Here is a 12,389-nt window from a genome sequence, read left to right as displayed (position 1 = left end):
GCGTTATCTTCCAGGCTAAATACGTCTTCTCACCGGCTTTCATTGCCGCTGCGTGGCGCTACGCATTTTTACCAACAAGTCTGATACCATCGCCGGATTTGCCTGGCACCAATGGTGAGAAAGGCTAAGATGCCTGAGCGGGTCAACGGTGCAAGAGCCGAAAAAACCCTGAAAAAAGCCAGCGTGCCAGATTCGAGCAGAACCAAGAGAGAGAAAATGGATGAGATTCAAATGATCGATATTGCCACCTCGCTGCCGCAGGTGAAGATCGATTTAAAATACGCCACAGCGGATAACATTACCGGCCAGCCGATTTACTGCGAACACCGTTGCCTGTTGCACCCGGATGCTGCAGCGGCGCTGGCTCGCAGTGCGCATATCGCCGCTCTTGCAGGCTTTACCCTACTGGTCTACGACGCATACCGCCCGCAGAAAGCGCAAATGAATCTGTGGCTGGCCTGCCCTAATCCTGACTACGTTATCCCCGTCACTCAGGGCTCGAATCACTCCCGCGGAACGGCTGTTGACGTCACGCTGATGGATGAACAGGGAGCGATTGTGGATATGGGCAGTGGTTTTGACGAAATGCACGAATGTTCACATCCCTGGCATCCTTCGATCCCGACGCTGAAATTACGTAACCGGCTGATGCTGAGTGCGATTATGCTTGAAGGGGGCTTCAAGGGGATTACGACAGAATGGTGGCACTTTGAGCTGCCTGGAGCGGCAGATTATCCGCTGCTGACGGATATTTTTGACTGTTACCCACCGCAATCCGCGGCGTAATGCTATCCCCGGCATTATGCATGCCGGGGATAGCATTTTTACACGGCTACCGGCGCTTTAATCGCCGGATGCGGGTCGTAACCGACGATTTCGAAATCATCGAAACGATAGTCGAAAATAGAGGCCGGTTTACGTTTAATCACCAGCTGCGGCAGCGCGCGCGGTTCACGGCTCAGCTGCAGGCGAGTCTGTTCCAGGTGATTGCTGTACAGGTGGGTATCCCCCCCGGTCCAGACGAAATCACCCACTTCCAGATCGCACTGCTGTGCCATCATATGCACCAGCAGAGCATAACTGGCGATATTAAACGGCAGCCCGAGGAAGATATCGCACGAGCGCTGATAGAGCTGGCAGGAAAGCTTGCCGTCCGCGACGTAAAACTGGAAGAAAGCGTGACACGGTGCCAGCGCCATCTCGTCCAGTTCACCCACGTTCCACGCCGAAACGATGATACGGCGAGAATCGGGATCGTTTTTAAGCTGCTCAACAACCTTGCTCAGCTGGTCGATCTGGCGACCATCCGGTGCCCCCCAGCTGCGCCACTGTTTGCCGTAGACCGGGCCGAGGTCGCCGTTTTCATCCGCCCACTCGTCCCAGATCGAGACGTTATTTTCCTTCAGATAAGCGATATTGGTGTCGCCATTGAGGAACCACAGCAGTTCATGAATGATGGATCGCAGATGGCACTTCTTGGTGGTGACCAGCGGAAAACCGTCCTGCAGATTGAAACGCATCTGATGACCGAAGACCGACAGCGTACCCGTTCCGGTACGATCGTTTTTCGGTGTGCCCTGCTCAAGGACATGCTGCATTAATTCCAGATACTGTTTCATTTTTCCTCACGAAGTTGCTGCTGTGGGCGACGACGATACGCCCAGATCATCATAATCACGCCAGCCAGAATCATCGGCACGGAGAGGATTTGCCCCATGCTGATGCCGCTGAACAGACCAAGCTGCTGATCGGGCTGGCGGAAGAACTCAATAATAATACGGAAGGCGCCATAACCAATCAGGAACAGGCCTGAGACGGCTCCCATCGGGCGCGATTTGCGGATAAACACATTCAGAATGATAAACAGCACGATCCCTTCCAGAATCAGCTCATAAAGCTGTGAAGGGTGGCGCGGCAGTACACCGTAGGTCGCCAGCAGAGACTGCCATTCCGGATGAGTGGAAACCAGTGCGATATCTTCGCTGCGTGAACCCGGGAACAGCATAGCCCACGGCAGATTTGGGTCAACGCGCCCCCACAGTTCTCCGTTGATAAAATTACCGAGGCGACCAGCACCCAGCCCAAACGGGATCAGCGGAGCGATAAAGTCCGAAACCTGGAAGAAAGTACGCTTGGTGCGGCGGGCGAAGATCAGCATCACTACGATCACACCAATCAGTCCGCCGTGGAATGACATACCACCATCCCATACCTTAAACAGATACAGCGGATTATCGAGGAACAGCGGCAGATTGTAGAACAGTACATAGCCGATACGGCCACCGAGGAACACACCGAGGAAACCCGCATAAAGCAGATTTTCAACTTCCTCTTTTTTCCAGCCGCTGCCTGGTTTATTAGCCCGGCGAACAGCCAGCCACATAGCGAAAACAAAACCAACCAGATACATCAGCCCGTACCAGTGAAGAGACACAGGGCCGATAGAGAAGATCACCGGATCAAATTGAGGGAAAGCCAGATAGCCGTTATTCATCTTTCACCATTTTTAAATTCTGTCCTGACGGGCAGGCGACGGAATATGTAGACGCGTGCGCACGTGGCGCTGCTGCTTAAGGCTGCGCATGATAGCATAATGCGAATTATTCCGGCCCGGCGTAACTGTAAACTTTGTTAAGCACCGGATCGGATGACTATTTCCCGCCCCGGATCAGACCGCCCAACCCTCTGCGCTCCATAAAAGCCGCAATCAGTTGACGGACTTCACTGGTGTGCGGCGCTTCCAGACCACGCTGCGCAAGTTCCTGGGCCTCTGACCGGTCGATATGGCGAAGTAAATACTTTACGCGCGCCACATTACGGCCGTTCATGCTGAGATGGTAGTAACCCATGCCGATCAGCATAACCACACACATCGGATCGCCCGCCATTTCGCCACAAAGGCATAGCTCTACCCCTGCACGGCTGGCCTCCTGTCCAATACTGTGTAATGCACGGAGTACGGCTGGATGCAGACTGTCGTAAAGGCTGGCGACCCGTGTGTTGTTACGATCCACGGCCAGCAGGTACTGGGTCAAATCGTTGGTGCCAACGGAAACAAAATCTACACGACCCCGCAAATGGCTCAGCATAAAGATCATCGACGGCACTTCGATCATTACCCCGAGGCGCGGGCGCGGAATTGCATAACCCAGCATTTCTTCCACCTCGCGCCCCGCCCTGTCGAGCAGGCGCCGTGCCTCGTCGATCTCCTCAAGACTGGTGATCATTGGCAGCAGGATGCTCAGGTTTCCGCTGGCAACGTTGGCCCGCAGCATTGCGCGCAGTTGAACAAGAAAAATCTCGGGCTGATCGAGCGTCAGGCGAATGCCCCGCCATCCCAACGAGGGGTTTTCTTCACTAATCGGCATATAGGGCAGCTGCTTGTCGGCACCGATATCCAGCGTGCGCAATGTGACCGGCTTATCGAGAAACAGCTGCAGCATTCCCTGGTACTGTGCAACCTGCTCTTCTTCCGAGGGAAAACCGTTCTGTAACATAAACGGAATCTCGGTACGATAAAGGCCCACGCCATCTACCCGGCTACCGAGCGGATGCTCATGTTCAGCACTCAAACCCGCGTTAAGCATGACTTTCACCGGTTCGCCGCTTTTAAGCGCACCCGGCTGCTCAACCAGACCTTCTGCCAGCTGGCTTAATTCATTTTCTTCACTGATCAGCCGCTGATATTCCTGCACCAGCACCGGTTCGGGATCGACCAGCAGCTCACCGCGATAACCATCGACGATGAGCAAGCGTCCCTTCATCAGGTCGGGCTGAATATCGGCTCCCATCACCGTTGGGATACCCATTGCACGAACCATGATTGCCGCATGAGAGTTAGCGGCACCATCGCGCACGACAACCCCCGCCAGTCTTTCACGCGGCAGCTCTGCCAGGGTGGTAGCAGTCAGTTCGTCGGCCACCAGAATAAAACGCTCAGGCCAGGTATTGGTGCCCTGAATCGTATCATCGAGGTGAAACAGCAGGCGCTGGCCGAGCACACGCAAATCACCCGCCCGCTCCCGCAGGTAGCTGTCCTGCAGGCTGGCAAACTGCGCGGCAAATTTCTCAATAACCTTTTTTACTGCCCACTCAGCCACCGAACCGGCATCAATTTCCGCCAGCAGATCTTTTTTCAGTCGCGCATCGCTGAGCAGGTGCGAATAGAGGTCGAAAATAGCCGCGCTTTCTTTATGCATGCTGGCGGTGAAACGCTTGCTGTAGCGGCGAAATTCGTTCGATGCTTCGGCCATCGCCAGCGCCAGACGCTCACGCTCACGCACAGAATCCAGCGTTGATGCGGCGGAAACATGTTCCAGTGAGGGCTGTGAAGAATCAACCCAGCCTTCGGCTATCGCTACGCCAGGTGAGGCCGCCAGCGCTTTGATTCGCGTTTGCCTGTACTGCCCAAAGAGAACATTAAGCTGCGACTGAGAAAGGATCGCCGCCATCTGAGTGGCAAGGGTAACCAGAAACGACTCTTCGCTTTCATCGAATTGCCGATGTTCGCGTTGCTGAACCACCAGAACGCCCTGCAGCTGGCGTCGGCTGATAATCGGTACGCCAAGAAACGAGCGAAAACGCTCTTCTTTCACGGAGGGGATAAATTTAAAACTGGGGTGCTTTTGCGCATCAGCAAGGTTAATGGGTTCAGCAAGGCGACCAACCAGCCCAACGATGCCTTCATCAAATGCAAGGGCGACAGTACGCCCACGCGGCTTTTTCAGCCCACGCGTTGCCATCAGGTAGTAACAGCGGCGTTCATGATCGGCCAGATAAACCGAGCAAACCTCGATATCCATGGCCAGACAAATCTCATTAACCAGAATATCCAGCGCCTCGGTAAGCCGGGGCGCTGCCGCCACTTTCTCAACTATTTCGCGTAGTTGTGTGAGCATAATCTACGTGGCTTAACCTCTCTTCCTTCGAAAGCCTTGCGTATTTCTCTGCGCGGTATTCTCCTGCAGGGGCATAACCACACCAGCAAACTCTTTCATTACGCGGCGGTAAACATCGCGTTTAAAAGAGACCACCTGGCGTACCGGATACCAGAAGCTGACCCATCGCCAGCCGTCAAACTCTGGCGTGCTGCTGGTTTGCATATTGATATCCGCGTCATTGCACAACAGCTGCAGAAGAAACCACTTCTGTTTTTGGCCGATACAAACCGGCTTTGTGTCCCAACGCACCAAACGTTTTGGCAATTTATATCGTAACCAGTTACGGGTGGATGCCAGGATGCGAACATCCTTACGGCTCAAACCGACTTCCTCGAAAAGTTCGCGGTACATCGCCTGTTCCGCCGTCTCGCCAGGATTGATCCCTCCCTGAGGAAACTGCCAGGAGTGTTGGCCATAGCGCCTTGCCCACACAACCTGTCCCTGCCTGTTACAAATTACGATACCAACATTCGGGCGGTAGCCATCATCATCGATCACCGGACTACCTCAAACTAAAACTGGATGTTCTGATTGTTTCACACTCCTTACAGGCGGTAAACCACTGGTTTATGCCTGCGAGTCCGCATTGAACTTGGATAACTATTACCAGCAGACAGAGTTATAAACAGAAACAGGGGCAAAAAGGCGATCTTATTCACGTTTTCTGTGGATAGCTTTGTGCAGAACTCAGTTAACAGGTGGGGAAAACTTTATTCAACGTTTGGAGACACCTCGCAAAAAAAAGAAATAACCCCAGGTTAATCATAAGGTTTAACGTCATTTTTACGTTGAATCAGGTGCTGTCATGCTGCTGTCACAGACAGGCTTCCGGCAACTGGCGAAAGATCGAGCACTTGATGATTTATCCACAGAATATGGTGATTAGTTGGACATGAAAGGGGCTAAAGTTGCCAAAATCCCCTTCGTCAAGGCTGTAAATCGAAACAGTATTATTTTTAAATGTGAGTTATCCCATTTTTCTGTGGATAACTATGTAGAAGATCCTGTTCACTGTCGGTGACAAGACGGGTAAAACTTGTCTGAGCAGTGTAAATCCCCTTCAATGGGAGGAATAAAAAACATGATTTATCATGCTATTATTATGCTTACCCCCAGAATTAGCGTTAAGCCGTATAACGCTGGAACTGAGAGGTCGTTTTTTAAACAGATCTGGATATCACAATGACAGGCGCTCCTTTCCTCGTTCCTCCCCCCCGTGATGAAACCGAACTGCTGGACAGAGCTAACGCACTTGCCGGTTATACTCTCGGTGAACTTGCCCAACGTATAAGTTTACCGATTCCCCGAGACCTTAAACGGGATAAGGGCTGGGTGGGGATGCTGCTGGAACGTTATCTCGGTGCCAGTGCAGGCAGTAAGCCGGAACAGGATTTTGCCGAAATTGGCGTGGAGCTGAAGACGATTCCCGTAGATGCCGCCGGACGCCCGCTCGAAACGACCTTCGTTTGCGTCGCACCGTTGACCGGTAATAGCGGCGTCACCTGGCAAAACAGTCACGTGCGGCATAAGCTCGGGCGCGTGCTGTGGATACCGGTAGAGGGTGAACGAGCGATTCCACTGGCAGAGCGGCATGTTGGCGCTCCGCTGCTCTGGAGCCCAAATGACGAAGAAGAACATCAGCTGCAGCGCGACTGGGAGGAGCTGATGGATATGATTGTGTTGGGTCAGGTTGAACAGATTACCGCTCGCCACGGCGAGGTTTTGCAAATTCGTCCCAAGGCAGCTAACAGTAAGGCTCTGACCGAAGGTATTGGCCGCCATGGGCAACCCATTATGACTCTGCCGCGCGGCTTTTATCTGAAAAAAACCTTTACGGCAGCGCTGCTTGCACGCCATTTTTTTCTGTAGTTTTCCTGCTGATTTGCGGAAGATTATACGAATGTCAATAATATGCGCCTGATTGAGTCCATTTTCAGACTGATGAAATTATCACTACAGGGAAAATAGTTTATTACTACACTCATCAAAGTAATAAATATTAAGGGAGACAAGTATGAAGTGGATGTTAGGTATTGCGGCGCTGAGTGTATCAATGCTGATAAGCGGCTGCAGTAGTGACTACGTGATGGCGACCAAAGACGGTAAAATGATTATGACCGACGGTAAGCCAAGTATTGATAAAGAAACTGGACTGGTGAAATACGTTGATGAATCCGGCCATGAAATACAGATTAACGGTGATGAAATCTCTTCAATCGTTGAACGCTAAACCCTGCTTTGCCATCTGGCGCTGATATTTCAGATGGCAAACGATATGCTTTCCTCTCTCTGATGGGTAATCCCTCTTTCACCTCCCGCGTCTGGCGGTTATAGTCGAAAACCGGGTTCTGCTTCTGTAAGCACAGACACCGCAATCTTTTGCCAGGATCCCCTGTTGCGGACGCAGCTGATGTCCCTGACCTTTTAATAATGAAAAAAGGAAGTCTGCTATGCATTATCACCGTATCCCCCACAGCACACTTGAAGTCAGCTCTCTTGGTCTGGGTACCATGACGTTTGGGGAACAAAACAGCGAAGCCGACGCGCATGCCCAGCTTGATTTGGCGCTTAGCCGCGGCATTAATCTGATTGACACAGCGGAGATGTATCCGGTGCCGCCGCGCCCGGAAACACAGGGTTTAACTGAGAAATATATCGGCAGCTGGCTGAAAGCGCGCGGCTGCCGTGACAAAATAGTACTGGCTTCTAAAGTGGCGGGTCCGGTACGCGGTGCCGATGCCTCTATCCGACCCAATCAGGCATTGGATCGCAAAAATATTCGTGAAGCGCTGGACGCCAGCCTGAAAAGGCTGAATACGGACTATATCGATTTGTATCAGCTGCACTGGCCTCAGCGTCAGACCAACTACTTCGGCAAACTGAACTATCAGTACACCGATAACACCGCGCCGGTGACACTGCTGGAAACACTGGAAGCACTGACCGAACAGGTGCGCGCAGGGAAGATTCGTTACATCGGGGTTTCAAACGAAACGCCATGGGGCGTGATGCGCTATCTGCAACTGGCCGAAAAACATGAGCTGCCGCGAATCGTCAGCATCCAGAACCCTTACAGCCTGTTAAACCGCAGCTTCGAGCTGGGGCTGGCAGAAATCAGCCAGCATGAGGGCGTCGAACTGCTTGCCTACTCCAGCCTGGCGTTTGGTACGCTAAGTGGAAAATATCTGAATGGTGCGAAGCCTGCAGGCGCACGTAATACGCTGTTCAGCCGTTTTACACGCTACAGCGGCGAGCAGGCTCAGTTAGCAATTAGCGAGTATGTTGCACTGGCGCAGCGCCACGGACTCGATCCATCTCAAATGGCGCTGGCATTTGTGCGTCAGCAACCGTTTGTTGCCAGCACGCTGCTGGGAGCCACAACGCTGGAACAGCTTACTGTGAATATCGACAGCTACGATCTGACTCTGGATGCCGAAATTATTGACGAGCTGGAAGCAATCCACCGCCGTTATACTTACCCTGCCCCCTGACGGATCTGCACAAATGTTTGCGGGGCCATCGGGCCCCGCATCAGCACATCAGCACATCAGCACATCAGCACATCAGCACATCAGCACATCAGCACATCAGCACATCAGCACATCAGCATCATAAGACACGGATTATGAAGCAACAGCTTTAAGCTTCTGCGCCAGCTGCCAACCCCAGAGAACGGCAATAGCCAGGGCAAACAGTGCACCAAACCCGACGCCGGTTGCAACCGGCGGTGCGCCCAGCTTAATCGCCAGAGAATACAGCCCCAGCATCACCAGCATCGCCGTATTTTCACCCAGGTTCTGTACCGCAATCGCGTTACCTGCACCCACCGTCTGCTTTCCGCGCATTTGCAGCAGCGCATTCAGCGGTACCACAAAGAAACCGCCCAGCATCCCGATAATCGCCAGCAGCACGTAGGCGTTCAGCGCCGTATGCTGCAACGAGAAAGCCACCACCGCAACACCGATTAACACGCCGGCAGGCATACAGCGCCCGACGGTTTTCAGCGTCACCAGTTTTGCCGCCGCTGCGGCACCAAACACAATGCCGACGGCAACCATCGCATTAAGCATCGTTGGCGTTTTATTGTCGGTAATGCCCAGCGCCACCGGAACCCACAGCACCAGCAGAAAGCGCAGCGTAACGCCGGCCCCCCAGAAAAGGCTGGTACCCACCAGCGAGAAGCGGGTTTCGCCGTCGCGCCACAAAACGCGACAGGCGCGGAAGAAACTGGCGGACATCGCGGCAGGTCGCCAGGATTGGCCACTGCGGGCCGCTGCAAGTTTGGGGATCATCAAATTAGCAACGACCGCCAGCGCATAGGCGACAACACACGCCAGCAGCGCACTGGTAAGATTGAGGTCGGCAAGGTATCCCCCCGCCACGGAGCCGAGCAGAATCGCGGCTATCGTTGAGGACTCCATCAGACCGTTGGCTTTGACCAACGTTTCACCATCAGTCAGCTCGCCGAGAATCCCGTACTTGGCCGGGGAATAGGCGGCCGCACCAATGCCAACCAGACCATAACCTAAGAAAGGGTCCAGCCCAACGCAGATTGTCAGTGCGCCAAGCAGCTTGAGGCCGTTGGCAAACATCATCACCCGGCCCTTCGCAAAACTGTCGGCCACCTGGCCCACAAACGGAGCCAGAACAATATAGGTGGCAACGAACACCATCTGCAGAATCGGCTGGCTCCAGTCGGGATAAACCAGCTGCTTCAGTACCGCCAGAGTGGCGAACAGCAGGGCATTATCCCCAAAAGCGGAGAGGAACTGGGCGGCAATCACCGCCATCATACCTTTCGACAATAATGGTTTTGATCCGGCAGTCGGACTATTCATGAGTCTCCTCTGGCCGCTCGGCCATTTCGCGCAGGGTAACAAAATCCGGCTTGCCGCTGCCGAGCATCGGGAGCTGTTTCAACACCCGAATATCGCGTGGGATCGCCAGTTCAGGGCTACCCAGTTCACGTGCTGCGCGCTGTAAACGTTCGCGGGTCAGCTCACTGTCGGTGGTAAATAACACCAGAGCTTCGCCACGATTGCCGTCCGGCTTAATCGTCGCCGCGTGCTGTTTTTCATCAGACGCCTTCAGCGCAATCAGCTCTACGCTCTCCAGCGAAACCATCTCGCCGGCGATCTTCGCAAAACGCTTCACGCGTCCCTGAATCTGGCAGAAGCCGGCATCGTCAAAGCTGACGATATCACCCGTATCGTACCAGCCGCTCTCCATCCGTCCTTCACCGTTATCGGCCTCAGGCGCTTCAAGAACGCCGGGACGCTCAACGCGCAGATAGCCTTTCATGATATTCGGTCCACAAAGCTGCAGTAGTCCGCCTTCTTCAATACCGGGTACAGAAATCAGCCGTGAATCCATACCCGGCAGGATGCGGCCAACGGTATGCGATCGGGCGGCCATCGGCACGTTTATTGCCACCACTGGTGCGCATTCGGTCACACCATAGCCTTCCAGAATGCGGATGCCGAACTTCTCAAACCAGGCATCGCGAGTGCTCTGCTGTAGTTTTTCCGCTCCGGCCACCACGTAACGCAGGCGGGCAAAATCATACGGCTGAGCGAAACGGGCATAGTTACCAAGGAACGTCGAGGTACCGAACAGCACGGTACAGTTACGATCGTAGACCAGCTCGGGCACAATGCGATAGTGCAGCGGGCTGGGATAAAGGAAGACCTCAGCACCGGTCATCAGTGGCGTAAACAGCCCCACGGTCAGACCAAAAGCGTGGAACAGCGGCAGCGCTGACATAAAGCGATCGCGCGGAGTGAAATCAGCGACCGTGCGGATCTGTTCCACGTTAGCCAGCAGGCTTTTATGGGAGTGAACAACGCCTTTAGGATGCCCCTCTGACCCTGAAGTAAACAGCACCATCGCGGCATCTTCAGGCTGCTGTTTCACTTCTGCCAGTGACGGCATCAGCAAGCGGCTGAGTATCCACAGTTTGTCCCGGGTAGTAACGGTATCTTTCAAATCTTCCAGAAAAATCCACTTAACGTCGGGGATTCCTTCCGGCAGATGCCACAACTTGCCTTTATCGAGAAACTGGCGCGAGGTAAACACGGTCTTTACCTGAGCCGCCGTCAACGCACTGGTCAGCCCTTTGACTCCGGCGGTGTAGTTAAGCATTGCAGGAATACGCCCACGCAGGGTGGCCCCCAGGATCGCTGCTGCCGTAACCGTTGCGTTTGGCAACAGCAGGCCGACATATTCACCCTGCTGCGTATAACGCTGCAGAATACGGCCAACGCCCAGTGATTTTTTCAGCAGGCCGGTGTAGCTATCGGGCGTAAAGTTAACGTCCTCAATACAGGGCTTGAAGTAGCCATAGCGCACACGTGCTGCAAGAAAGGCCTGATAAATCGTCTGACGAGGACGCACCGCCATGCGTGCTTCCATCATAATATGGTGCAGATGCTCTCCTGCCAGCCTGCGACGATCGCGGGCACGAGGGGCTTCCGGCATCGGAATGGTCGTAGCGGGTAATACGGTAAGAGAGATTTTTGGAAACAGGCGGCGTTTGAAAACGCCAGCAAGGCGGCCAAAAAGCGTGTATTCAGCACCTTCAATACGTATCGGAACCACCGTTGCCTGTGATTTCGCCGCAACAAAACCCGCTCCGTCGTAGATTTTCATCAGTGAGCCGGTAACGGTAATACGCCCTTCGGGGAAAATCACCACCGGCCGGCCCTGGGCAATCAGTTTCACCAGGTGCTTAATCGACATCGGCTTCGTCGGATCAAGCGGCACAAAGTCAATAAAACGGCTCAGCCAGCGCATGTACCACTGCTGACTGATCGAGGTGTAAACGGCAAACACCGGTTTCACCGGCAGGAAAACGGCTAACAGCATGCCATCAAGGAATGACATATGATTTGGGGTGATTAACACCTTCTGCTTGTACAAACCCGAAAGATCGCCCGTTAGTTGGGCCCGAAAAATCAACCGGAAGAGTAACTTAAGGAAAGAGATCACGTTGCCAGCTCCGTAGCAGGTTGCAAGTTGAGTGTAACAATGCAAGATATACTAGCGTAACTCAACTTTTTAAACGTAAAATTAAGGTGTTAGCTGACAGAGCTTCATTATTCTCCCCCTTGCGATTGAGGCACGTATTAAACACAAAAATAATCCCCCCACGGCTCTGCAATGCCTTGTGATGTCATTACAACCAAACCTCAGAACCAGAGATTAAGAAAAGATAAAACCCTGTACTGTTCGCTCACTCCAAAATCAATCTTAAAACAGCTATTCAAAAATATAACCAAAACACCCACGCATTTAAAAAATATACCAGCATGATTCCAAACATAAAAAACCCACAAAACCATGTATTACTCACCAGTAGCACATATGTATAATCCCCTCCCTGGCACAGTCGCCTGATTTTCATAAAATAAGGACATATCAAAATGAAAACATTAAACCAGGAATAAATGA

10 protein-coding genes are annotated in these 12,389 nt (G+C 53.1%); 4 read left to right on the top strand and 6 right to left on the bottom strand.

Annotated elements, in window-relative coordinates; translation table 11 throughout:
• Positions 1-216 precede the first annotated feature (216 nt).
• A complete protein-coding gene (ddpX, locus tag OMR58_RS05100) occupies positions 217-786 on the top strand; it encodes a D-alanyl-D-alanine dipeptidase (protein WP_200560075.1) in 570 nt (189 codons plus the stop codon).
• Between the two features lie 38 nt (positions 787-824).
• Here ddpX and thyA read toward each other — a convergent pair whose 3' ends face one another.
• The 4 genes from thyA to rppH all read right to left on the bottom strand — a co-directional run bounded on the left by thyA (position 825) and on the right by rppH (position 5,438).
• The gene (gene thyA / locus OMR58_RS05095) at positions 825-1,619 is read right to left on the bottom strand and encodes a thymidylate synthase (protein WP_105593898.1); all 795 of its coding nucleotides are present in this window, start codon (positions 1,617-1,619) and stop codon (positions 825-827) included.
• Complete coding sequence (lgt, locus tag OMR58_RS05090; RefSeq protein WP_105593897.1) at positions 1,616-2,494, bottom strand: prolipoprotein diacylglyceryl transferase; 879 nt, start codon at positions 2,492-2,494, stop codon at positions 1,616-1,618. The genes thyA and lgt overlap by 4 nt, the downstream gene beginning before the upstream one ends.
• Before the next feature lie 157 nt (positions 2,495-2,651).
• A complete protein-coding gene (gene ptsP, locus OMR58_RS05085; RefSeq protein WP_264545388.1) occupies positions 2,652-4,898 on the bottom strand; it encodes a phosphoenolpyruvate--protein phosphotransferase in 2,247 nt (748 codons plus the stop codon).
• A 12-nt stretch (positions 4,899-4,910) separates the two neighbouring features.
• Positions 4,911-5,438, bottom strand: coding sequence for an RNA pyrophosphohydrolase (rppH, locus tag OMR58_RS05080; RefSeq protein WP_105593895.1), 528 nt, complete (start codon positions 5,436-5,438; stop codon positions 4,911-4,913).
• 684 nt (positions 5,439-6,122) lie between these two features.
• On the opposite strand from rppH, the gene mutH reads away from it, so the two are divergent.
• From mutH to OMR58_RS05065, 3 genes are all read left to right on the top strand, one after another.
• Positions 6,123-6,809 (top strand): DNA mismatch repair endonuclease MutH, encoded by a 687-nt coding sequence (mutH, locus tag OMR58_RS05075; RefSeq protein WP_264545387.1) that lies wholly within the window; start codon positions 6,123-6,125, stop codon positions 6,807-6,809.
• Between the two features lie 145 nt (positions 6,810-6,954).
• The gene (locus OMR58_RS05070; RefSeq protein WP_200547070.1) at positions 6,955-7,170 is read left to right on the top strand and encodes a YgdI/YgdR family lipoprotein; all 216 of its coding nucleotides are present in this window, start codon (positions 6,955-6,957) and stop codon (positions 7,168-7,170) included.
• A 220-nt stretch (positions 7,171-7,390) separates the two neighbouring features.
• Complete coding sequence (locus tag OMR58_RS05065; RefSeq protein ID WP_105593892.1) at positions 7,391-8,431, top strand: NADP(H)-dependent aldo-keto reductase; 1,041 nt, start codon at positions 7,391-7,393, stop codon at positions 8,429-8,431.
• Positions 8,432-8,563: 132 nt separating this feature from the next.
• On the opposite strand, the gene lplT is transcribed toward OMR58_RS05065, so the two are convergent.
• Both lplT and aas read right to left on the bottom strand, forming a co-directional pair.
• On the bottom strand, positions 8,564-9,778 hold the full coding sequence (lplT, locus tag OMR58_RS05060; protein ID WP_264545386.1) for a lysophospholipid transporter LplT: 1,215 nt from the start codon (positions 9,776-9,778) through the stop codon (positions 8,564-8,566).
• Positions 9,771-11,927: a bifunctional acyl-ACP--phospholipid O-acyltransferase/long-chain-fatty-acid--ACP ligase gene (aas, locus tag OMR58_RS05055; RefSeq protein WP_200560077.1), complete on the bottom strand. Its 2,157-nt coding sequence runs from the start codon at positions 11,925-11,927 to the stop codon at positions 9,771-9,773. Before aas ends, lplT begins: the two co-directional genes overlap by 8 nt.
• Between the last annotated feature and the right edge of the window lie 462 nt (positions 11,928-12,389).

This window comes from Erwinia sp. INIA01, assembly GCF_025947915.1.
Taxonomy (GTDB): domain Bacteria; phylum Pseudomonadota; class Gammaproteobacteria; order Enterobacterales; family Enterobacteriaceae; genus Erwinia; species Erwinia coffeiphila.
The sequence above is the reverse complement of the archived record's forward strand: the minus strand, read 5'-3'. Positions and strand labels throughout refer to the sequence as shown.

Excerpts from the sequence above, each read along its gene's own strand:
- lplT (WP_264545386.1), bottom strand. The coding sequence starts at position 9,778 with ATGAATAGTCCGACTGCCGGATCAAAACCATTATTGTCGAAAGGTATG.
- thyA (WP_105593898.1), bottom strand. The coding sequence starts at position 1,619 with ATGAAACAGTATCTGGAATTAATGCAGCATGTCCTTGAGCAGGGCACA.
- ptsP (WP_264545388.1), bottom strand. The coding sequence starts at position 4,898 with ATGCTCACACAACTACGCGAAATAGTTGAGAAAGTGGCGGCAGCGCCC.
- mutH (WP_264545387.1), top strand. The coding sequence starts at position 6,123 with ATGACAGGCGCTCCTTTCCTCGTTCCTCCCCCCCGTGATGAAACCGAA.
- OMR58_RS05065 (WP_105593892.1), top strand. The coding sequence starts at position 7,391 with ATGCATTATCACCGTATCCCCCACAGCACACTTGAAGTCAGCTCTCTT.
- lgt (WP_105593897.1), bottom strand. The coding sequence starts at position 2,494 with ATGAATAACGGCTATCTGGCTTTCCCTCAATTTGATCCGGTGATCTTC.
- OMR58_RS05070 (WP_200547070.1), top strand. The coding sequence starts at position 6,955 with ATGAAGTGGATGTTAGGTATTGCGGCGCTGAGTGTATCAATGCTGATA.
- ddpX (WP_200560075.1), top strand. The coding sequence starts at position 217 with ATGGATGAGATTCAAATGATCGATATTGCCACCTCGCTGCCGCAGGTG.